The following is a 22,587-nucleotide window of genomic DNA, read 5'->3' on the forward strand; positions in this document are numbered from 1 at the left end:
TGGTCACTCTGGCGGCGCCGTCATCAGTGGCGCGCCAGGCAGTGCCATTACCGACGCCGCTGTCGTGGTCGTCCACCATAACTGCGACTGTAGTATTAGAGCCTATCCCGGTAGGTTCCAAAACCCTTCAAAGGCTCAGGGCGAATGGCCTAGGAGAAAGGCTCTCATTCGCTTCCGGCGCTTTTCATGGCCGGATGAATTCGCCTTTCCAATCGGCCTGAAACTACCTTACGCCGCGGCGGACCACGATTTCCGTTTGATGCCGCTGACTCAGGGTTCCGGTTTTTCAACGGTCGTACACGGACATCCGTCAGGGATTCACCAGAAAGTGCCGTTGGTGCCAATAGGGATAAACCGGTGTCACTTCGCTCGCGGCATCCAGCTTCGCCATTTGTTCGGGAGTCAGGTTCCAGCCGGTTGCGCCGAGGTTGTCTTTGAGCTGCGCTTCGTCGCGGGCGCCGATAACCACGGTACACACCGTCGGGCGCTGCAAGAGCCAGTTTATGGCGATCTGCGGCATGGTCTTGCCCGTTTCCGCCGCTATTTCGTCCAGGGAGTCCACGACGCGATATACGAGTTCATCGGGTACCGGCGGTCCTATTTCCGCCGTTTTGTGGAGCCGGCTTTGCGCCGGGAGAGGTTGATTACGCCGAATTTTCCCGGTAAGTCTTCCCCAACCAAGCGGGCTCCAGACGGCCGTTCCGACGCCTTGATCGAGCGCCAGCGGCATCAGCTCCCACTCGTAATCGCGTCCGATCAGCGAGTAATAGGCCTGATGAGCCGCATAGCGGGACCAGCCGTATTTTTCCGAGAGAGCCAGCGATTTCATCAAATTCCCGCCGGAAAAATTGGAACAGGCGAGATAACGGACCTTGCCGCTTCGCACGAGATCGTCGAGCGCCCGCAGCGTTTCGTCGACCGGCGTCAGCTCGTCGAATCCGTGCATGGTGTAAATGTCGATGTAATCGGTGTTCAGTCGCCGCAAGCTGGCTTCGCAGGAGCGTACGAGGTGATGGCGCGAGGTGCCCCGGTCGTTGGGGTCGTCACTCATCGGATAGGTCGATTTCGTCGAAATCAGAACCTTGTCCCGGCGCCCTTTGATGGCCTGGCCGAGAATTTCTTCCGACAAGCCATGAGAATAAGTGTCTGCAGTGTCGAAAAGATTGACGCCCGCGTCCAGATAAATATCCACCAAGCGGCTGGCCTCCTGGACATCGGTGCTTCCGAAGGCGCGGAAATATTCGTTTCCACCGCCGAAAGTGGCGGTGGCGGTGCCGAAACTGAGAACCGGGACTTTCAGCCCGGAATTGCCGAAGGATCTGAATTCCATGGTTTTGTTTCCTCTTTTAGCTCTTACAAAACGATTCGATGGAACGAGGAATTAAAACTCACCAGGAGCCTATTCCAGTAGGACCGAAGAACCGTTCGACAGGCTCAGCGCGAACGGCCTATTGGGATACGCGCGTACTTGTAAGGAAAGAGAATGACCGCCCTGACATGCATCGAAATTCGCCATTCCCCGCTGAGTCCATCCAAAAACATCCATATTTCGCGTGAAATTTCATTTTCATTGGTTTATTGCAATGCATACACGACAATAATTTAATGTGGCGCTCACAAGAAGAACTCTCTCGCCTGTCGACAAAAACCGCAAACACGATATGACCGCGCCGCTCGATCCGGAGCATTCATCTTTCCATTTGTTCCTACACAAACAAAGCCTGCCCAAAGGCACGGTCTCGTGCGCGCTTGTCGGCCAGCGGCCTGACCGCACCTACAAACACTAAATCCCCTTCGAAGTGAAATACCGCAGCCAGCACCCCGGCGCCCGCGAACTCAAAGGCCTCATCCAGCTTTGCACGCAAAAGAAAACCGAATGCGCCTATGTCGTCACCAAATCGCCGGACGACATCGGCCCGCTGACGGGCCTCCCTCCAGCCGCCGAAACCGACGGCAAAATCATCCGCCTGCCGGCGCCCTTGCTGTGCTATTGGATGGGGGCGTCGGAACTGAATCAGCACGAAATGAAAGATTAAGGCCGGAATCGCGGACGACCGCTCTAAACTGGATCGGTGAAGAAGCCGTCTTAAAACATCTAAAATGACGCGTGGCACCATCGGTAACGGCTACAAAAATTCACGGCTTGCCTTGAGCTGGTATATCGGAAGGGGGGAGACATGACGCCTGAAACAAAGGCTCGCCAGCAAATCGACAAAAAGCTGGAACAAGCGGGCTGGGCCATCCAAGACCTTAAAGACCTCAATCTCGGCGCGGCCCTAGGCGTCGCGGTGCGCGAATACCCGACCGATACCGGTCCGGCCGACTACGTGCTGTTCGTCAATCGCGAAGCGGCGGGCGTGATCGAGGCCAAGCGCGACGAAGCCGGCGAGAACCTGACCGTGGCCGAAAACCAAACCGCCCGCTATGCCAACGCCACCCTCAAATGGCGGGTACAAACCACGCCGCTGCCGTTCCTGTTCGAAGCGACTTCCCAGATCATCCGCTTTACCGATGGGCGCGATCCGGCGCCGCGTTCGCGCGAAATTTTCCATTTCTTCAGGCCCGAGCAACTGAGCGAGTGGCTGAGCCAGCCCGAGACCTTCCGCCGCCGCTTGAACACCTGGATGCCGGCGCTGGATACGCGCAATCTGCGCGCTTGCCAGATCGACGCGGTAACGGGCCTCGAAGAATCCCTGGCCCGGAATAAGCCGCGCGCCTTGATCCACATGGCGACCGGCGCCGGCAAAACCTTCACCGCGATCACGGCCGTCTACCGTCTGCTCAAGTTCGGCGGGGCCAAGCGTATCCTGTTTCTGGTGGATACCCGCAACCTGGGCAGGCAGGCGCACCAGGAATTCATGGCCTACACCCCGCCCGACGATGCGCGCAAGTTCACCGAGCTTTACAACGTGCAGCGGCTTTCCGGCTCGACCGTCGACCCGGCGGCCAAGGTTTGCATCAGCACCATTCAGCGCATGTATTCCATTCTTTCCGGCGAACCCATCGACGAATCCGCCGAGGACGTGTCGCTGTTCGACGTGCAGCAAACCGAGAAGCAGGCCAAGGTCGTCCGATACAACCCGGCCATTCCGGTGGAAACCTTCGATGTCATCATCATCGACGAATGCCACCGCAGTATTTACAACCTGTGGAAACAGGTGCTCGACTACTTCGACGCCTTCCTGATCGGTCTCACCGCAACGCCCGACAAGCGCACCTTCGGCTTCTTCAACGAAAACATCGTGGCCGAATACACCTACGAACAATCGGTGGCGGACGGCGTGAACGTGGGCTACGACGTGTACGAGATCGAAACCGAGATCACCAGGAAAGGCGCGGAACTCAAGGCCAGGGAATGGGTCGACCGCCGCGACCGCCAGACCCGCAAGAAACGCTGGGCCGAAACCGAGGAAGACATCGTCTACACCGGCAAGGAGCTGGATAAATCGGTGGTCAACCCCAACCAGATCCGAAAGGTGATCGAGACCATGAAAACGGCCGTGGAAACGCAGATCTTCCCCAGCCGAAAAGAAACGCCCAAAACCCTGATCTTCGCCAAGACCGACAGCCACGCCGACGACATCATCCAGATCGTGCGCGAGGTTTACGGCCAGGGAAACGCCTTCTGCAAAAAGGTCACCTACCGCGCCGAGGAAGACCCGGACAGCGTCCTCTCCAGCTTCCGCAACGACTACAACCCGCGCATCGCCGTTACCGTCGACATGATCGCCACCGGGACCGACGTCAAACCGCTGGAAATCCTGCTGTTCATGCGCGACGTGCGGAGCCGCGGCTACTACGAGCAAATGAAGGGCCGAGGCGTGCGCAGCTTGGGCTTCGACGACCTGAAACGGGTTTCCAACAGCGCCGACAGCGCCAAGACCCGGTTCGTGCTGATCGACGCCGTCAGCGTGGAAAAATCGCTCAAGACCGAAAGCCGCCCGCTGGAGAAAAAGCCCGGCGTCCCCCTCAAGGACCTGTTGCTCGGCGTCGCGATGGGCAGCCGCGACGACGATACCGTGCTTAGCCTCGGCAACCGCCTGATACGCCTGGCCAAGCAGCTCGACGAAAAGGCCCTGGCGCGCATCGAAAAACACGCCGGCGGCATGTCCGTGGGCGAACTGGGCAAGGCGCTGATCATGGCGCTGGATCCCGACAAGATCGTGGAAACCGCCCTGGCCAATGCCGAGGCACAAGGCATTACCCGGAGCGAAGCCACGTTGACCGAGGAAGAACTCCAAGTCGCCCGAGCCCAGCGCGTCGCCGCCGCCTGCGCGCCCTTCGACAAGCCGGAACTGCGCGACGAGATCGAGAACGCCCGCCGCGAACGGGAACAGATCATCGACCACGTGAATCTCGACCAGCTCACCTTCGCCGGCTTCAGCGAACAAGCCGAAGCGCAGGCGCAAAAAGTGATCCAGACCTTTGCCGACTACATCGCCCGGCACAAGGACGAAATCGCCGCCCTGAGCTTCTTCTATCAGCAGCCCTACCAGCGCCGGGCGCTCACCTTCGAAATGATCGAAGAACTGCACGACGCCTTGAGCCGCCCGCCGCTGATGCTCACCACCGAGCGGCTATGGAGCGCCTATGCCCGCGTCGGGACCAACCTGGTCAAGGGCACCGATGCCAGACGCCAGCTCACCGACCTGATCGCGCTAGTTCGCTTCGCCATCGGACTGGATGACGAGCTCAAGCCCTTCCGGGAACAAGTGGATAAGCGCTTCCAGGAGTGGATCTTCCGCCACAACGCCCGGCGCACCACCGCCTTCACCCCCGAGCAAACCGAATGGCTACGGCTGATGAAAGACCACATCGCATCGAGCTGCTGCATCACCCGCGAGGATTTCGACTACGCCGAATTCGCCAACAAGGGCGGGCTGCAAAAGGTGTGGCAATTGTTCGGCAAGGATCTGGATGAAGTGATGAAAGAGATGAATGAGGAGTTGGTGGCGTGAGCCGCTGATGCAAGATGGCATTAACAAAAAGTCTCAAAGAAATCATTGCTGAAGACAGAACGGGTCTTCTCTCAAAGCATGAATCGTGGGAACGCGTCTGCCTACGGGAAGTGGCAGATGTACTCAATGGGTTTCCGTTTGAGTCGCGTCTGTTTCATCCATCGGACGGCACACCGCTCATCCGTATCCGCGATGTTCTAACCGGAACGACTGAAACGTTCTACACTGGCGAATTTGAGAATCAGCTTCTGGTGAAACCCGGAGAACTATTGATCGGGATGGACGGCGACTTCAACTGTGCTCGCTGGCGATCCGGTCCAGCTCTATTGAACCAGCGAGTCTGCAAGCTAACGGCTGATGAGCGCTATTACTCGGGGCGTCTACTAGAGTTCGTTCTACCCGGCTTCTTGGCGGCGATCAACGCGGCCACCTCGTCGGTCACAGTTAAACACTTGTCTTCGAGAAGCATCGAAGAAATCGAGTTGCCATTACCGCCGCTGGCCGAACAAACCCGCATCGTCGAAAAGCTTGAAGAACTGCTCTCCGATCTCGACGCGGGCGTGGCCGAACTCAAGGCCGCGCAAAAGAAGCTAGCGCAATACCGCCAATCGCTGTTGAAAGCGGCGGTGGAAGGCGCGCTCACCGCCGAATGGCGTGCCAAGAACAAACCCCAGGAAACCGGCGCACAACTGCTGGAACGCATCCTCAAAGAGCGCCGAGCCCGCTGGGAAGCCAGGCAGCTCGCCAAATTCAAGCAACAAGGCAAAACCCCGCCGAAAGACTGGCAAGCCAAATACCCCGAACCGGTCAAACCGGATACGTCCAATTTGCCGGAATTGCCGGAGGGGTGGGTGTGGAGCTCTATCGGTGAATGTTTTCATGTCGTCGTAGGCGCAACCCCCAGTAGAAAAAAACCAGATTATTGGAACGGCACTATCCCATGGGTGAGTTCCGGTGAGGTTCGATTTAGTCGGATTACTGAAACAAAAGAACGAATTACCTGGGAAGGGCTGAATAATTCCAGTACGCAAATCAACCCGGTCGGAAGTGTGTTGCTTGGCATGATCGGTGAGGGCAAGACCCGTGGGCAGGTTGCAATCTTAGATATCGAGGCTGCAAACAATCAGAACTGTGCGGCTATTTGGGTTAGCGAAACAGCTATCCCACCGGAATACGTATATTTTTGGCTATGGTCCCGTTACGAAGAAACACGCCGCGGAAGTAGCGGAAACAATCAGCCAGCGCTAAATAAATCAATCGTTGAAAGCATTCCATTTCCGTTACCGCCGTTAGATGAGACTAAGGCTATTGTGGCTGTACTGGATCAAGCGATATCTCAAGCTATTGCCCAAAACGCCACGATTGAGCACTCGCTCAAACAATCCGCCGCCCAACGCAAAAACATCCTCAAAGCCGCCTTCTCCGGCCAGCTCGTGCCGCAAGATCCGAACGACGAACCTGCCAGCGTGCTGCTGGAGCGCATTCGTGCCGAGCGGGAGGCGAAGGAAAAAGATAAGTCGCGGCATCGGCAAAGGAAGACCTCTCATGCTTGAATGGAAAAGGGAAAAAGCCGAACCCTTTCTGAAAACGGTGCTGGCTTCGGGTGAAACTCAGCAACTCGAAACCAAGCGTGTCTCCGGCAAGATGGTGGGCAAGGCGCTGGAGACCGTATGCGCCTTTGCGAATACTCGCGGCGGTTGGCTGGTGCTGGGTGTAGATGATACAACCAAGGCCAAGGAATGGGACCGTCTGTACGGTATTGATGAAAACCGGGAAGCCGTGGACGAGTTGCTGCGCAAGCTCAATACTCACTTACTACCGGCAGTTGAAGGCATCACCGCCGTGCGGATACCGTGCACGCTGCGAAATGGCATGGACGGCACAGTTATGGCGCTTCATGTGCCTGCCAGTGATAAGGTGCACTCGATTCTCGATGACGGTACCTGGTCACGCGGTGAAGCCAGCAACCGGGAGATGAACGCGAGCGAAATCACCGAACTTTCATACCGACGCGGCGTTAAAAGTGCAGAATCGGAACCGGTATCGGTCGATTTCGATCTGTTGGATACCGACGCTTGGCGGCTCTTTCTGCAGGGTCGGGGATTGCTCAGCGGCGATTTGCGAGATCGACTTTACCGATTGGGTTTGGCAAAGAGGGTCGGCAATGAATTGCAACCGGTTCGAGCCGCTGTTTTGCTGTTTGCCGATGAACCTGGGGCCTTGTTGGCGGGCATCGGGTCGCGCGCCGACATTCGAGTGTTTCACTACCGCGGAAATGTGGTTGAGGAAGGTGAAGTCCCCAACTTGAAGAAACCGCCAAAAACAATCAGTGGCCCCCTCTACCGGCAAATCGCGCAAGCCCATGCTTACTTGTTGGAAGAGCTTGCGGCTGGTCTAACCTTGGCCGCGTCCGGCTTTCGCACCGTGCACCGATATCCGGAACGTGTCATTAAAGAAGCTATCACCAACGCCGTCATCCATCGTGACTACCGACTGAACCGCGATATTCAGATCCGCATTTTCGACAATCGCATCGAAGTATTCAGCCCGGGCCTGTTTCCGGGGCGAATAACCCCCGCCAATATTCATCGCGCCGGTTCATTTGCACGCAACCCTTTGATTGCACGTAATCTACGAGAATTTTCTGAACCACCGAATGTGGATGCCGGAGAGGGAGTGCGCATGATGTTCAATCTTATGCGCGCTAATAACCTCTATCCGCCCGTGTACCGAGAGTTACGCGAGCAAGCGCCAGAATCCGTTTCGGTAACCCTGCTCAATGAAGAGCGGCCTCCTATCTGGGAGCAGGTTAGCGACTGGATCGACCGCAATGGCCCAATCGGGAATGCCGACCTCTGCCAGATTGCCGGCGTTGACACGTTACGTGCTTCGAAAATGCTCAAACGCTGGGTTGATCAAGGAGTATTAGAGCAAGTAGAGGGTCGAGCCAAGCGTAATATGGCTTATCGCAAGCCGACACAAACGGAAACGGGAAGACAGCCGGATTTATTATCCGATACCGAAGATAATAACGACGACATCGCTTAAAACTCATTTACAAACAAGTTCTTACAAGATTGTTTATTATCTCGGACGAGCTTAGTCGACACGAACTGCATCTGCACCCTGTTCTAAGGTGACTGTACCGGAAGGCAACCCGTTTGCTCGCAACTCAGGCGTTTGATTGCTTGACACCGAAACTTGCTCGGCGGTCATCGGGAGATAGCGGCCGATCTAACAAGCCGCAACAAATCCACATTCGAGCCTGTATGAACAGACCGAGAGATCGTTATTATCTTTCGGACTGGATAATAAACCATAAACCATTACATTTTATTTGTTTTTCAAACACTTATAAAAATTTTATTATCTCCATAGAGATGAACGCCTCCACCCTTATCCAAAAAGTTTGGAACTTCTGCCACACCCTGCGCGACGACGGCGTGAGCTACGGCGATTATCTGGAACAGCTCACTTATCTGCTGTTCCTGAAGATGGCGCACGAATACGCCCAGGAACCTTACAACCGCGATACCCATATCCCCCAAGGTTACGATTGGGGCAGCCTGAGGTCGAAGACGGGCGAACCGCTGGAAGCGCACTATCTGGCCGTCTTGCACAAGCTGGGCAACGAGCCGGGCATGCTCGGGGCGATATTCTTCAAGGCGCAGAACAAGATCCAGGACCCCGCCAAGCTCGCGCGGCTGGTACAGATGATCGATGCGGAAAACTGGGTGGGCATGGATACCGACACCAAGGGCGATCTTTACGAAGGACTGCTGCAAAGAAACGCGGAAGACACCAAGAGCGGGGCCGGCCAATATTTCACCCCGCGGCCCTTGATCCAGGCCATGGTGGAATGCGTGCGCCCCGAACCGATGAAGACCATCGCCGATCCCGCTTGCGGCACGGGCGGCTTCTTTCTCGGCGCGCAAGCGTGGCTGCTGCGCCAGGGTCTGAACAAGAAACAGGCGGAATTCCTACGGCACAAGACCTTTTTCGGCAACGAGATCGTCGCCGGCGCGCGCCGCTTGTGCCTGATGAATCTGTTCTTGCACAACATCGGCGATCTGGACAGCGAACCGACGATCCAGCGCGCAGACGCGCTGATCGCCGAACCTTCCCAGCGCTTCGACTACGTGCTGGCCAATCCGCCTTTCGGCAAGAAAAGCAGCATGACCATCACAAATGGTGAAGGCGAGGAGGACCGGGATGCCCTCACCTACGAGCGCCAGGATTTTTGGGAAACCACTTCGAATAAACAGCTCAATTTCCTGCAACACATCGTCGGCATGCTCAAGCCAGACGGCAAGGCGGCGGTGGTGCTGCCGGACAATGTGCTGTTCGAGGGCGGCGCCGGCGAGAAGATTCGCCGGAAACTTTTGGAAACCTGCGACGTACATACCATTCTGCGCTTGCCGACAGGCATCTTCTACGCGCAGGGCGTGAAAGCCAACGTAGTGTTTTTCGACGCCAAACCCAAGGACGGCAAGGTGCACACGAAGGGCGTGTGGTTCTACGATCTCCGCACCAACAGGCATTTCACGCTGAAGACCAAGCCGCTCAAGCTGGACGATTTGCGTGACTTCATCGACTGCTATCACCCCGAAAACCGGCATGAGCGAAAAGAAACCAAGCGCTTCAAGTACTTCGGCTACGACGAATTGATCGCCCGCGACAAGGCCAGCCTGGACATTTTCTGGATCAAGGACGACAGCCTCGATAACCTGGACGACTTGCCGCCGCCGGATGTGCTGCAGCAGGAGATCATCGACCATCTGGAAGCGGCGTTGGCCGCGTTCCGCGATGTCGCGGCTGGATTAGCCCGATGAGCGCACTCGTACGGCGAGACCACTGCTGATTTAGGATCATCCGAGAAAGAACACGGTGATTTCCGCCAAACCCCCTTTCGATCCCACCTACGGCTACACCCTGGAGTCGCTGCTTCGGGTCGACTGCCCGGAGGAACCCGGCGATTTCGCCGAGTTCTGGGAAACCCGTTACCGGCGCGCGCTGAGCGTTTACCCGAACCCCGAGCTGTCTCGCGGCAAAGACGTTCATCCGGACTTCGATGTTTACGATGTCCGTTATCGATCGACGGACGATTATATGATCGGCGGCTGGCTGTTGAGTCCCAAACACGGACCGATTCGGCGGGGGCTGGTGGTGGGGCACGGTTACGGCGGCCGGGAGGGTCCGGATTTCGATCTTCCGGTCGGCGAAGCGGCGGTGTTGTTTCCCTGCTTCCGCGGGCTTTCCTTGAGCCGCGACCCGCGCCTGCCGGACAACCCCGCCCGTCATGTCCTGCACAGCATCGACCGGCGCGATCGTTACATCCTGGGCGGCTGCGTCGAGGATTTGTGGCTGGCGGTCTCGGCGCTGCTGAGCGTCTTTCCGCAAGTCGAGGGGCATATCGGCTACTCGGGTATCAGCTTCGGCGGCGGCATCGGCGCTTTGGCCCTGCCTTGGGAGCCGCGCGTTCGCTTGGCCCATCTGAACGTTCCGACCTTCGGCCATCATCCTTTGCGTCTTGCGCTGCCGACCCTGGGAAGCGGGGAAGCCGTCCGAAGATACGAGCGCCGGCACGGGTCCGTGCTGGAAACCTTACGCTACTACGACGCCGCCTGCGCCGCGCGGCACATTCGGATTCCCGTTCATGTCGCGGCGGCCTTGTCCGATCCGTTCGTCGCACCGCCCGGCCAATTCGCCATCTATAATGCCCTGGCGGGACCGAAACGCTTGTTCGTGCTCAAAGCCGGCCATTCCGATTATCCGGAACGGCTCGAGGAGGAGCGGGCGTTGCTGGCGGAGCTTGGCGCTTTTTTCGAACCGCTCTAGGCAGGGCGAAATTTCCTGTGCCGCTAAAGAGCTTTTCGCCGCGGTTTTTCAGTGAGGACCGAAAAATTCGTAGGTCGGCGAGGAGCTTTGTCGGCAAGGGATTGCCGACCTACTAAACTCGAATGATTTTTCGAACCGCTTGGAGCGAGGCGGGTTTCCGGTGAGGACGGCGCCCGGTCTCAGATTACGCAGCCGAGCGAATGAACTAATCTTGAATCGAGCCGAAAAAAGGCGGGCTGACCGCCTCGGCTCAATGGAACGGCCGGGCGATAAGCCGGATCACGGAGGTCATTTGGGTCCGCGACCCGGACAAATCACGGATTATTTGATTTTCGCTTCCTTGTACAGGACATGCTTGCGGACGACGGGATCGAATTTCTTGATCTCCATCTTTTCCGGCATGTTCCGCTTGTTCTTGGTGGTCGTGTAAAAATGGCCGGTGCCGGCGCTCGATACCAATTTGATTTTGTCGCGCATGGTTCAGACCTCGATTAGACTTTTTCGCCGCGCTTGCGGATATCCGCCAAAACGGCATCGATACCCTTCTTGTCGATGATGCGCATTCCCTGGCTGGAAACGCGAAGGCTTACCCAACGGTTTTCGCTTTCGACCCAAAAACGGTGCTGGTGCAGATTCGGATTGAACAGGCGCTTCGTCTTATTGTTAGCGTGCGAGACGTTATTGCCTACAATACGGCGCTTGCCCGTCACCTGGCATACTCTGGACATGGTTGACCTCTAACTCGCCTAGCTGGAACGGAAATCAGGCTTTATATATGATTCAAGGTTTTTAAGTCAAGCCGCGCTCCTCCTATTACGGAAAAATCGCTATGAGTCTAAAGCTCGGGATCGTCATGGATCCCATCGGAAAAATCAAAATCCACAAAGACACCAGCTTCGCCATGCTGCTGGAGGCCCAGTCGCGGGGTTACGAGCTCCATTACATGGAGCTCAACGATCTTTATTTGCGGGACGGACGCACCTATGCGCGGATGCGCCGCCTGAGCGTGGAGCGCAACCAGCAGTCCTGGTTCAGCTTCCTCGGCGAGACGGTCGCGCCGCTGGATTCCCTGGACGTGGTGTTGATGCGCAAGGACCCGCCTTTCGACCAGGAATACATCTACGCCACCTATCTCTTGGAATGCGCCGAAAACCAGGGGCTTTACGTGGTCAATAAACCCCGCTCGCTGCGCGATGCGAACGAAAAGCTCTTTACCGCCTGGTTTCCGCAGTGCTGCCCGCCGACCCTGGTGGCCAGGGAAGGGCACAAGATCCGCGAATTTCTGCACGAACAGGGCGAAATCATCCTGAAGCCCCTGGACGGCATGGGCGGCGCCTCGATTTTCCGCATCGCGGAAAAAGACCCCAATCTGAGCGTCATCCTGGAAACCATGACCCGGCACAACTCGCGCTTCGTCATGGCTCAACGCTATCTGCCGGAAATCGTCGACGGCGACAAGCGCATCCTGCTAGTGAACGGCGAGGCGGTTCCTTATGCTCTCGCCCGTATCCCCGCGCTGGGAGAAAGCCGCGGGAATCTCGCCGCCGGAGGACGCGCGGAGGGACGCGAACTGACCCCGCGGGATCGCTGGATCGCCGAGCAAGTAGGTCCGACGCTTCGCGAAAGAGGACTCGTATTCGTGGGACTGGACGTGATCGGAAACTATCTGACCGAAGTGAACGTGACCAGCCCGACCTGCGTGCAGGAGCTGGATGCACTGTTCGGCTTGAATATCAGTGCCTTGCTGATGAATCATATCGAGTCCGTTGTGCGGGCTTAATAACGTCGACTCATGAATACCGAAAAGGTTTTTTCCGACCGCTTTCTTCTATCCCTGGTTTTTGCCGGCATCGCACACGCCGTTCTCATCCTGGGCGTCAGCTTCGAAATGCCCAAGCACCCGGAAATCAAGAAATCCTTGACCATCGCTCTGGTGCGAAATGCTTCGCAGAAGGCTCCGGAAAAGGCCGACTTTCTCGCTCCGGACAACCAGATAGGCAGCGGAACCCATACCGAAAAGGCGATTCCGAGGAACCAGCCCACACCGCAGGAAGGACAGGGCCAGCAAACCGAAAACGCGCCCAATCCCGCGCATGTTCAGGAAGCCAAACTCAAACGCGTGCTGAGACAGGAAAAATCCGAAAAGAAGATCGTCACGGATCAAGGCACGGAGATACTGCCGGAACCGCAGCCCGTAAAGCTCACCGCCGCGGCGCTCAGCCAGCAGATTGCCGAATTGAGCGCCGAACTGAACAAATCGCGGGAAGACTATGCCCGCCGTCCCAAGCTGGTTTACATCAACTCGGTGAACGCCCACAAATACAAGGCCGCTGCCTACGAGAAGGCCTGGCAGGACAAAATCGAGCGTATCGGCAATCTTAATTATCCCGACGAAGCCCGCCGCCGGAATCTTTCCGGAAGCCTGCTTCTGAGCGTCGGCATCAAGCCGGACGGAACCGTGTACAGCATACAGGTCCGGCATTCTTCCGGCCATCAAGTTCTGGACGACGCCGCAACGAATATCGTGCAGCTTGCCGCTCCCTTCGCACCTTTTCCCCAAGAGCTGAAACAGGAAGCGGATGTTTTGATCATCACCCGCACCTGGCGGTTCGAGAACGATCACCGTCTCCAAACCGGCCCCTGATTCACCCCAGCTTTCCCTGCAAGCTCGGACTCTCCGCCATAACGTCCGAGCGCCTGTCCAGGCAGCCTTCCACCGCCTAGCCTTCCCCCAAAAACCGACTATTCTTGATGTGTCCGGCCAGGACGCCTGGGTCCGCTGACTGAATCTTCCCTTTAGAACGATGTCCGCCGACCCTGTAGAGAGCCGTCCACCTTATCCCTGTTAATTGCCTAGCCGTTTCCTCATTAAGAACACCGATGGTCGATTATCTCTCCCAAGCTCAGCGACCGGCCTTGCCGCGATGCGGTGAGGCAGGGCCCGACGTTGGTCCAGGGAATTTTGCCGAACCGGCCTTTCTGATCGAGGACTCGCTCCAACCGAATCCGCTCTGCCTAGGCACAGAAAACGACGTCGCAGATTATCTGGCCCATTCCGTGTCTGCGGTTCCCGACAACTTGCTGCGACACACTCAGCGGGTGTTGCACCACTACCATCAAAACGACCGAGACGGCCTGTACGCCGCTTTGTTGGACCTTTTCATTGCCCTGGAACACAGGGGACCCTCTCTCCGCAAGCGATTGCTGACAGGGGCGCGGGATCGGTTGAGGAAGGATTGCTATGCGCGTCTCGATCGATGGCTTGAATGCGGAAACACGCCCGATTGGGCCGAGCTGCCGCCGGCCGGGCAATCGGTTCTTGCCCCCGGCGTCATCGGTTCGCTGAATTTGGTCCAGGTGTCGATCGATGCCTCGGACGAAGAACGCGACCCGCTGGTGGAAGCGCGGGAACACATCGAATACAGCCAGATCGACCAAGCGAGAGCGGTACTGGAAGGCGCATTGTTCCGACTGCCTGAGCGAACCGATTTACTTGAGGAACTACTGCTGCTGTATCGGGCGACCGGTGATCTCGACAATTTCTTGCACACGCGTGAAAAGCTTCGGGCGATCATGGACCCCTTGCCGGCGATTTGGGACGAGTGCGAACGATATCTGCGAAAGGAACATACCCCATGACCGATTTTGCCATCGCGCCATTAAGGTTGGCGGTTCTAGGGATGGACGAGCGGACTGCGAAACTGTTCAAGATGTTCCTGCACGGCCCTTGCCGAAACCAGGCCGAGATCGTCGGCGACGGAGAAGAAGCGGAAGCCTGTATGATCGACATGGACGCACAGAGGGCGGCCGAATTGCTGGATCGGGAACGGCAAACCCATCCCGACCGGGTCCTTATCCTGCTTTCCCTGAACGACCGTGCGTCTTCGCCCGAGACCGTTTTTTTGAAGAAACCGGTCCAAGCTGAGAGCATGCTGCAGGCGATCCGGCGCGTCCGGCAAATTCTCCAAGGCCGCCAACCGCGGCAAGCCGGAAAGCCGGAGCCGGAAACCCGCCCGACTCCGTTACGGGCGGTCGTTGCGCCGGAAAAATCGGATGGATCCGTATCCAAAGTGGCCGCCCTAATGGATGAGCAAAGCTTCATGAGCTTTCTGGGCGTCCGCGACGACATCGATCCGACCGTTCCCGAACAGGCTGCGGCGGTCCGCTACGATCCCAAGGATTTTCTGCAGGGGAGCTTCGAATCGGCCTGCGCGCTCGCCATTTCGCATCAACAGGCTTTGCGGGTGGAAACGCCATGGAAGCCGCTGGTCGTCTTTCCACAGATTCGACGGATATGGATCAACGCAGACGAAGCTCAATTGCGCGCCGCCTGCGCGATTCGCATTAACAATCTTGCGCATATGGATATCAGCGGACCCCGCGCGCAAACCGCCAAGGATCTGAAAGTTACGCCGATCGACACCGGCCAGGCCGAGCTCGATCCGAGCCGGATGATCTCGCTGGATGCCTTCTTATGGAAGATGGCGATCTGGACGTCAAAAGGCAAGATCCCTGTGGACATCTCGTTCGAACACGAGGTAGCCCTCAAACACTGGCCCAATCTGACCCGCTTCCTGCTGATCCCTCATACCATGCGAATCGCAGCACTGTTGTATCACAGCCCCCATACCGTATGCGAGGCGGCGCAGATTTTAGGCATACGGCAGCAGTATGTGTTTGCCTTCATCAGCGCCGCTCATGCCTTGCGACTGATAGAGCAACGGCCGAAACAGCAGACGGCCCGCGCGGAAATTCAGGCGTCGACCGCCAGACCGGAGCCGGAGCGCACGTCCTTTCTCGGGAAGATTTTGAAACACTTGAAAATGTCTTGACGGGAGCGGAATCGAATCGTGATTCAGTACAACAAAATCATTTTCACCGGACCCGTGGGCGCTGGGAAAACGACCGCCATCACCTCGCTCAGTGATGTTCCGCCGGTCAAAACGGACCAAGTCGCCAGCGATATGACCAAAAGCCGGAAAGCTTCGACCACGGTCGCGCTCGACTACGGGATGATGACTTTGCCCGGCGGGGAAAAGATTCATCTGTACGGAACGCCGGGACAGGAGCGGTTCGACTTCATGTGGGACATTCTGACCACCGGAGGCATCGGCCTGGTGCTGCTGCTCGACAACACCCGCGCCGATCCCTTCCAGGATCTGCGCTTTTTCTTGAACAAATTCGGCAGCTTCATCGAGGCCACGAGCTTGGTCATAGGCGTCACCCAAATGGACGTCCGTGCAACGCCTCTGGTATCGGACTACCATCGCCAGTTGGAAGCGACCGGTCTGAATCCGCCGATTTTCGAGGTCGACGCCCGGCGCAAGAAAGACGTTTCTCTGCTGGTACAGGCGCTGCTCTACTCCATCGATCCGGGGCTGGAGGATCAATGAAGGACTACGCGCTGGCGGAGCACCTTTATCTTCATCCGACGCCAGGCGGCGCCTACCATGCGGTCACGACCAAGGCGCACACCCCAGCCAAACAGCTCATCAGAAACTTGCTGCAGATGGAGTCCAGCCCAGCGCTCACCCTGGCCGGCCTGAAAGACTGGTCGGCTATCGAGGACGCCGAAAGGGCCTATGCCATGCTGCACCATGCACAAGAAGCGAAATGGCTGCAAGGGTTGAAGGCGCCGCTGAAATGCCCGAATCAGCCTCTTTCCGAAATCCTGCCCGAACTGCTGAGCCAGCTCAGCAGCCAAGCCAAGGTTCTGTTGGCCGACAGCCAAGGGTTCTATCTTGCGACCCACGGTTTTCCCCACGAAGTCGCCGAGGAGCTGTCGGCGCTCAGCGCCGATTTGGCCAATCTGCATGAGCGTCGCTCGGGTCTCTTGCTCAACAACCTGGGGCTCAATTCGAGCGCCTGGTCCGTAGTGGACTCGGCGGGCAACAGCAAAGTGGGATTTTGGCCGCTATACCTGGGGAAAGAGCGATTCGTGCTGGTCGCCGCGGGAATGCCGAGGTTCAACCAGCCGGATTTCGTTACCCTGGTCTGGATATTGAGCCGCCGCTATGCCGGCGTCGGCAGCTGATGCAAATAAATCAAGAACGAATTTTCCCGAATCATCCGAGTGCGAGCGAGGTTCAGTTATGCGTGCAGAAATGTTGACTTCCATTTTGAGTGAGTTGAACGGCACATCGGCCGACATCGAAGCTTCCGGCGTCATTTCGACGGACGGCTTGATGATGGCGGCCGTATTGCCTCAAAACCTGGACGAGGATCGGGTGGGTGCCATGAGCGCCGCCATGCTGTCCCTGGGCGACAGGACCGCCCAGGAACTGTCGCGGGGTACGCTCGAGCAGGTGCTCATCAAAGGCGACAGGGGATACGTGCTGATGACTTATGCCGGCAAGGAAGCGGTGCTGACCGTGATGGCCAAGCCCAATGCCAAGTTGGGTCTGATCTTTCTGGACGTAAAACGGGCGGCCGAAAGCATAGCCGGCCTGATTTGACCGGCGTACAGCCCGACCACCGTAGTTCCAAGAGGCCGCCATGCAAGACATGAAGCCCGAAGATATCGTCGGGGCCTACCGAGAACATACGCTCGTCCATTTCGACGGGACTCGCCGGAAAGTGCTGGTAACCGACATCGAGTCGCCCTATCCGGACGGACGCTTGATCGTTTCTCGCACCGATCCGGCCGGCATCATCACCCATGTCAACCAATCCTTCGTCGACATGTCGGGATATTCCAAGGAAGAACTGATCGGCGCGCCACACTACATTCTGCGGCATCCCGATATGCCGCCGGCAGCTTTCCGGGATCTTTGGGAAACCTTGCGGCGCGGCGAAAAATGGCAGGGCTATGTCAAGAATTTGCGCAAGGACGGCGGTTTCTACTGGGTCAAGGCCACGGTTATCCCGAACATTCGAAACGCCCAGGTCATCGGCTATACCTCGGTCCGGCGCAAGCCGTCCCGACAGAAAGTCGCCGAATGCATGAAACTCTATCCCACCTTGTTTTGAGCGTCTCGACTCCGCGAGGACTATGCCATGCCCCACGTTTTCACCGTAAGCCCGGATTTTACGCCCGAGCACCTGTCCGGCTGGTTCATTTTCAATACTTGGTTGCAAAAGGCCTTGGGCGAGGCATTTCATTTGCAATTGTATGACGACTTCCACAGTCAGCGGGACGCCATCAAGTCCGACCGAATCGATCTGATCTACGCCAACCCTTACGATGCCGCCATGCTGGTGCGGGAAAAAGGCTTCAAACCCTTGGTCAAGCCGGAAGGCAAGGCGGACGAGGCGGTTATCGCGGTGAGTACCGAACGCCCTTACCTTCAGGTCGAAGATTTGCCCGGCTCGATCAAGCTGGCGACCACCGAAGACCCCGATGTCCACATGATGGGCATGATCATGCTGGAGCCGGCCGACCTCGATGCCGCATCGGTCGAACTAAAAGTCTGCGACTCCTATGTGCTGGTCGCCAAGGAATTGCTCAAAGGCTACTGCGATGCAGGCGTTTTTCTCGCCGAGGCGTTCAACGATCTCTCTTCGGTCATACGCAAGCAACTGCGGGCATTGGTCAACAGCCAGATCCAGGTGGTCCATCACGCGCTGATGATAAGCCCTAGGCTCGCGGATCACCGAGACCGCCTGCTCGGCGCGCTGCTGGCCATGTCCGAAAACGACAAGGGCAAGAGTGCTCTCGCAGCGCTGAAGATCCCCCGCTGGGAACGGGTCGACGACGAAGAGATGGAATTCATGATCGATCTCATGGACACCTTTGTGACCTGAGCACGAGATCACCCGATCAAAATACCGGGAGCCTCTGCGCTCGACTGCGAAGCTTTTCGCACATCGCCGCTGTTCCCGTATCCACCAAGCTGACGATCCTCGCTTCACGCATAGGATTATGCTCCGCGCTTTGAGCGCGATTGGAGTACCACAAGAAATTTCAGCCTTTCCGTGAACTGACTTGCAGCCTCGTCGGTCTACCCCGATACTATGACCATGATTGAAGCGATCGCGAACCTCACCAACAACTTTCTGATCGCCATGCCCGGGATGACGGACCCCTTTTTCGCCCGCACCGTCACTTATCTGTGCCAACACAGTCCGGAAGGCGCATTGGGTATCATTATCAATCGCCCGTCCGAGCTGACCTTGGGCGATGTGATGCAGCAAATGGAGATCGATATCCAGGAATCCGCCATAGGCCAAATTCCCGTTTACTTCGGCGGGCCGGTGCAGGCCGAACGCGGCTTCGTCCTTCACGAGCCGGGCGGTAACTGGAATTCCACCCTGAAGGTATCGGACTCCATTTCCCTCACCACCTCCCGCGACATCTTGGAAGCCATGAGCATTGGCAAGGGACCCCAAAAGGTCCTGGTGGCGCTGGGATACGCCGGCTGGGGAAAGGGACAGCTGGAACGGGAAATCGTCGAGAACTCCTGGCTGAGTGCGCCCGCCGACGACGCCATTCTGTTCGATTATGCGCCGGCCCATCGCTGGAAGGCCGCCGCCGAACTGATGGGCGTGGATATTTCACTTCTGTCCTCTCAAGCGGGGCACGGCTAATTCATGGATTTCGTCGATCCAGTGCGGCACGAGACCAACGAGCCCACTTATCTCGGCTTTGATTTCGGAGAAAAAAACATCGGCGTGGCCGTCGGACAGCGGGTAACCGGTACCGCGACAGCTCTTGAAACGATACGCGTAACCAGCCGCAAGGCCCTGTGGGACGCCATATCCCGCCTGGTTCAGACATGGCGGCCGTCGGCGTTCGTGGTCGGCTTCCCTTATAACCCGGAAGGTGAAGAAAACCCTATCATCGAGCCCATTTTGCGCTTCTGCCGTCAATTGGAAAGCCGTTATCACCTGCCGGTCCACACGATGGACGAAACCTTGTCGACCAGCGAATCCCGCGAGATTTTTTATCGCAGGCGCTCCAAACGGTCGACGCATTTCGCCGATGTCAAAGACGAACTCGCCGCCCAATTGATTCTGCAAACCTGGTTGGCCCATACGAAGGAAAAGGATGTCGGGAATGTTTGATACGGCATTGCGGGTGGACCTGTTGCTCGACCGGCTGGAAGCTTCTTTGCGCGAAGAAATGGCGCGGCGCGAGTTTTCCGACCCGGCCATGATCGGCATTCACACCGGCGGAGCCTGGATCGCCGACCGCTTACATGCCCGACTCGGTCTGGCCGAGCCTTTGGGACTCTTGAACATCTCGTTTTACCGGGACGATTTTTCACAGACCGGTATTCACCCTCAAGTCAAACCAAGCGTGCTGCCGTTTCGCGTCGAAGGCCGGAACATATTGCTGATCGACGACGTGTTCTATACCGGACGGACTGTTCGTGCCGCGCTGAACGAGATCTTCGATTACGGACGCCCTGCCCAGGTTTTGCTGGGCGTGCTGATCGAGCGAAACGGGCGGCAGATTCCGATTCGCCCCGATTGCATAGGGCACAAAATTACGCTTGCCGCCGATCAGCGCATTACCCTCAGCGGGCCGAGCCCGCTCGAACTTCGCATCCATTCGGTTTCTCCGCAATCATGAATCCGATTCAGGCCGACAATCTTCAATTAGATTCCAGCGGACGATTGAAACACTTTCTGACCGTCGAGGGCTTGAGCCGAGACTTGCTGGTCAAGATCATGGACACGGCGGAATCGTTCGCCAGCGTCACCGAGCAGACCGTCAAGAAAGTGCCGCTGCTGCGCGGCAAGACCGTGGTCAACCTGTTTTTCGAGAACAGCACGCGCACGCGCACCACCTTCGAATTGGCCGCGAAGCGGCTGTCCGCCGACGTAATCAATCTGAACATCGCCACTTCCGCCACATCCAAGGGGGAAAGCCTGCTGGATACCATCCGCAATCTGGAAGCGATGCACGTCGACATGTTCGTCGTCCGGCACGCGGAAAGCGGCGCGGCCCACTTCATCGCCCGCCACGTGGCACCCCATATCAGCGTCATCAACGGCGGAGACGGACGGCATGCCCACCCGACCCAAGCGATGCTGGACGTGTTCACTATCCGCAAATACAAGGGCGATTTCTCGAATCTGAAAGTAGCGATCGTCGGCGATATCCTTCATTCCCGCGTAGCCCGGTCCGAGATTCATGCCCTGAACACCCTGGGTGCCGCCGAAGTGCGCGTGATTGGTCCCAAAACGCTGCTGCCGGCTGCGGTCGAGACCTTGGGCGTCACCACATTCCATGATCTGGAGGAAGGCCTGGAAAACGTTGATGTCGTGATCATGCTGCGCCTGCAAAAGGAGCGCATGAGCGGGGCCTTCATTCCGACCGAGCACGAATACTTCGCCTGCTTCGGGCTGACCGAAAAACGCCTGGCGCGCGCCAAACCGGATGTCATCGTGATGCATCCGGGGCCCATCAATCGAGGCGTTGAAATCGATTCCCAAGTCGCCGATGGTCCCCACTCCGTCATACTTCAGCAGGTCGACCACGGGATCGCCGTTCGCATGGCGATTCTGTCCATGGCGATGCGCCCCGATCTCGAAAGTTCGCCTGGAGACCGAATAGCATGACCGAACGCATCGCCATCCGCGGTGGCCATGTCGTCGATCCGTCGAACGGCATCGAAGAAACGCTCGATCTCTACTTGGCCGAGGGACGTGTGGTGTCGCTCGGGACCGCGCCGGACGGTTACATGGCGGATCGAACGATTTCAGCGGAAGGGCAGATCGTATGTCCCGGTTTTATAGATCTTTGCGCGCGTTTGCGCGAGCCTGGTTACGAGCACAAGGCGGCGATCGCCAGCGAAAGCGAGGCCGCTAGCGCGAGCGGGATTACCACGCTCTGCTGTCCGCCCGATACCGATCCGGTCATCGATACACCCGCCGTGGTCAACCTGATCCGGGAAAGGGCGCAACAGATCGGTAAGATAAGGGTACTACCCATAGGCGCTTTGACGCGCGGCCTTAAAGGTAGGGATTTGAGCGAAATGAGTGCGTTGAAGCGCGCCGGCTGTGTTGCGCTCAGCAATGCCCACGCGCCGATGGCGAATACGCTGGTGCTGCGCCGGGCGCTCGAATATGCCGCGAGTCACGACCTTCTGGTCGTCATCCGTCCGGAAGACCCATGGCTTGCCGACCAAGGCTGTGTCCACGAAGGGCCGACCGCGACTCGATTGGGTTTGCCAGGGATTCCGGACGCGGCTGAGACCGTAGCCATTGCCCAAGTCCTGGCGCTGGTCGAGCACACCGAGGCACGGGTTCATTTCGCGCAGTTGAGCTGCGCGCGGGCCGCCCGGATGATTGCCAGAGCACGGGAAAAAGGCGCGCCGGTCAGCGCCGACGTAGCGGCTCATCAGTTGCATATGACCGAAACGGACATCGACGGATTCAACGCCATGTGCCACGTTAGACCCCCGCTACGAAGCGTGCCCGATAGGGATGCTCTGCGCGAGGCGCTCAGGAACGGCGTGATAACGGCGATTTGTTCGGACCACCAACCCCACGAGCCGGACGCCAAGCTGGACGTCTTTCCGTCCACCGAGCCCGGCATGGCTTCGCTGGAAATGCTGCTTCCTCTGACGCTGAAGCTGGTCGACGAGGACGTCCTTTCCCTAAGTCAGGCGATCGCCCTCCTCACACAAGGCCCGGCCGCCGTCATGGGCACGGAGACGGGCACCCTCAGCGTCGGCTCGCCGGCTGATATCTGCATCTTCGACCCCGAGTGCACCTGGACGGTTGATAGCTCGACTTGGCGAAGCACCGGCCGGAACACTCCCTACTGGGGGCAAACCGTCAAGGGCCGGGTGACTCGTACGTTTGTGGATGGCCGGGCGGTTTTCGAGCTCTAGCCAAACCG

23 protein-coding genes are annotated in these 22,587 nt (G+C 57.8%); 20 read left to right on the plus strand and 3 right to left on the minus strand.

Annotation, left to right across the window (positions count from 1 at the left end):
• Positions 1–310: 310 nt before the first annotated feature.
• On the minus strand, positions 311–1,330 hold the full coding sequence (locus JOD69_RS05090) for an aldo/keto reductase (RefSeq protein WP_086133806.1): 1,020 nt from the start codon (positions 1,328–1,330) through the stop codon (positions 311–313).
• A gap of 469 nt (positions 1,331–1,799) precedes the next feature.
• Here JOD69_RS05090 and JOD69_RS05095 point away from each other — a divergent pair, with 469 nt between their 5' ends.
• The 6 genes from JOD69_RS05095 to JOD69_RS05120 all read left to right on the plus strand — a co-directional run bounded on the left by JOD69_RS05095 (position 1,800) and on the right by JOD69_RS05120 (position 10,796).
• Complete coding sequence (locus JOD69_RS05095) at positions 1,800–2,036, plus strand: hypothetical protein (RefSeq protein ID WP_240506882.1); 237 nt, start codon at positions 1,800–1,802, stop codon at positions 2,034–2,036.
• Between the two features lie 141 nt (positions 2,037–2,177).
• A complete protein-coding gene (locus tag JOD69_RS05100; protein WP_086133807.1) occupies positions 2,178–4,958 on the plus strand; it encodes a type I restriction-modification enzyme R subunit C-terminal domain-containing protein in 2,781 nt (926 codons plus the stop codon).
• A gap of 14 nt (positions 4,959–4,972) precedes the next feature.
• Positions 4,973–6,511 carry a restriction endonuclease subunit S gene (locus tag JOD69_RS05105; RefSeq protein ID WP_086133808.1) on the plus strand — a complete coding sequence of 513 codons (1,539 nt, stop codon included), beginning with the start codon at positions 4,973–4,975 and terminating at the stop codon, positions 6,509–6,511.
• Positions 6,504–8,006, plus strand: coding sequence for an ATP-binding protein (locus JOD69_RS05110; RefSeq protein ID WP_205780997.1), 1,503 nt, complete (start codon positions 6,504–6,506; stop codon positions 8,004–8,006). Before JOD69_RS05105 ends, JOD69_RS05110 begins: the two co-directional genes overlap by 8 nt.
• Positions 8,007–8,338: 332 nt before the next feature.
• Positions 8,339–9,790, plus strand: a complete 1,452-nt coding sequence (locus JOD69_RS05115) for a class I SAM-dependent DNA methyltransferase (protein ID WP_086133809.1) — start codon at positions 8,339–8,341, stop codon at positions 9,788–9,790.
• Between the two features lie 55 nt (positions 9,791–9,845).
• The gene (locus JOD69_RS05120) at positions 9,846–10,796 is read left to right on the plus strand and encodes an acetylxylan esterase (protein WP_240506883.1); all 951 of its coding nucleotides are present in this window, start codon (positions 9,846–9,848) and stop codon (positions 10,794–10,796) included.
• 321 nt (positions 10,797–11,117) lie between these two features.
• Here JOD69_RS05120 and rpmG read toward each other — a convergent pair whose 3' ends face one another.
• Together rpmG and rpmB are read right to left on the minus strand one after the other, a co-directional pair.
• On the minus strand, positions 11,118–11,273 hold the full coding sequence (rpmG, locus tag JOD69_RS05125; RefSeq protein ID WP_077728264.1) for a 50S ribosomal protein L33: 156 nt from the start codon (positions 11,271–11,273) through the stop codon (positions 11,118–11,120).
• Between the two features lie 14 nt (positions 11,274–11,287).
• Positions 11,288–11,524 (minus strand): 50S ribosomal protein L28, encoded by a 237-nt coding sequence (gene rpmB / locus JOD69_RS05130; protein ID WP_077728265.1) that lies wholly within the window; start codon positions 11,522–11,524, stop codon positions 11,288–11,290.
• Between the two features lie 101 nt (positions 11,525–11,625).
• Here rpmB and gshB point away from each other — a divergent pair, with 101 nt between their 5' ends.
• The 14 genes from gshB to JOD69_RS05200 all read left to right on the plus strand — a co-directional run bounded on the left by gshB (position 11,626) and on the right by JOD69_RS05200 (position 22,579).
• Positions 11,626–12,576, plus strand: coding sequence for a glutathione synthase (gene gshB, locus JOD69_RS05135; protein ID WP_086133810.1), 951 nt, complete (start codon positions 11,626–11,628; stop codon positions 12,574–12,576).
• A gap of 12 nt (positions 12,577–12,588) precedes the next feature.
• The gene (locus tag JOD69_RS05140; RefSeq protein ID WP_077728267.1) at positions 12,589–13,440 is read left to right on the plus strand and encodes an energy transducer TonB; all 852 of its coding nucleotides are present in this window, start codon (positions 12,589–12,591) and stop codon (positions 13,438–13,440) included.
• A 236-nt stretch (positions 13,441–13,676) separates the two neighbouring features.
• On the plus strand, positions 13,677–14,435 hold the full coding sequence (locus tag JOD69_RS05145; protein WP_077728268.1) for a hypothetical protein: 759 nt from the start codon (positions 13,677–13,679) through the stop codon (positions 14,433–14,435).
• Entirely contained in the window at positions 14,432–15,628 is a 1,197-nt protein-coding gene (locus tag JOD69_RS05150; protein ID WP_086133811.1) for a hypothetical protein, read from the plus strand. The genes JOD69_RS05145 and JOD69_RS05150 overlap by 4 nt, the downstream gene beginning before the upstream one ends.
• An 18-nt stretch (positions 15,629–15,646) precedes the next feature.
• Positions 15,647–16,189, plus strand: coding sequence for an ATP/GTP-binding protein (locus tag JOD69_RS05155; protein WP_077728270.1), 543 nt, complete (start codon positions 15,647–15,649; stop codon positions 16,187–16,189).
• Positions 16,186–16,830: a hypothetical protein gene (locus JOD69_RS05160; RefSeq protein ID WP_077728271.1), complete on the plus strand. Its 645-nt coding sequence runs from the start codon at positions 16,186–16,188 to the stop codon at positions 16,828–16,830. Before JOD69_RS05155 ends, JOD69_RS05160 begins: the two co-directional genes overlap by 4 nt.
• 58 nt (positions 16,831–16,888) lie before the next feature.
• Entirely contained in the window at positions 16,889–17,251 is a 363-nt protein-coding gene (locus JOD69_RS05165) for a roadblock/LC7 domain-containing protein (protein ID WP_077728272.1), read from the plus strand.
• 40 nt (positions 17,252–17,291) lie between these two features.
• Positions 17,292–17,765: a PAS domain-containing protein gene (locus JOD69_RS05170; RefSeq protein WP_086133812.1), complete on the plus strand. Its 474-nt coding sequence runs from the start codon at positions 17,292–17,294 to the stop codon at positions 17,763–17,765.
• Positions 17,766–17,792: 27 nt separating this feature from the next.
• Entirely contained in the window at positions 17,793–18,539 is a 747-nt protein-coding gene (locus JOD69_RS05175) for a phosphate/phosphite/phosphonate ABC transporter substrate-binding protein (protein WP_086133813.1), read from the plus strand.
• A 216-nt stretch (positions 18,540–18,755) separates the two neighbouring features.
• Entirely contained in the window at positions 18,756–19,322 is a 567-nt protein-coding gene (locus JOD69_RS05180) for a YqgE/AlgH family protein (protein ID WP_077728275.1), read from the plus strand.
• Between the two features lie 3 nt (positions 19,323–19,325).
• Positions 19,326–19,799 carry a Holliday junction resolvase RuvX gene (gene ruvX, locus JOD69_RS05185; protein ID WP_077728276.1) on the plus strand — a complete coding sequence of 158 codons (474 nt, stop codon included), beginning with the start codon at positions 19,326–19,328 and terminating at the stop codon, positions 19,797–19,799.
• A complete protein-coding gene (pyrR, locus tag JOD69_RS05190; protein WP_077728277.1) occupies positions 19,792–20,310 on the plus strand; it encodes a bifunctional pyr operon transcriptional regulator/uracil phosphoribosyltransferase PyrR in 519 nt (172 codons plus the stop codon). Before ruvX ends, pyrR begins: the two co-directional genes overlap by 8 nt.
• On the plus strand, positions 20,307–21,302 hold the full coding sequence (locus JOD69_RS05195; RefSeq protein WP_077728278.1) for an aspartate carbamoyltransferase catalytic subunit: 996 nt from the start codon (positions 20,307–20,309) through the stop codon (positions 21,300–21,302). Before pyrR ends, JOD69_RS05195 begins: the two co-directional genes overlap by 4 nt.
• A complete protein-coding gene (locus tag JOD69_RS05200) occupies positions 21,299–22,579 on the plus strand; it encodes a dihydroorotase (RefSeq protein ID WP_077728279.1) in 1,281 nt (426 codons plus the stop codon). Before JOD69_RS05195 ends, JOD69_RS05200 begins: the two co-directional genes overlap by 4 nt.
• The last annotated feature ends 8 nt before the right edge of the window (positions 22,580–22,587 follow it).

Source organism: Methylocaldum sp. RMAD-M (genome assembly GCF_017832375.1).
Lineage (GTDB): Bacteria > Pseudomonadota > Gammaproteobacteria > Methylococcales > Methylococcaceae > Methylocaldum.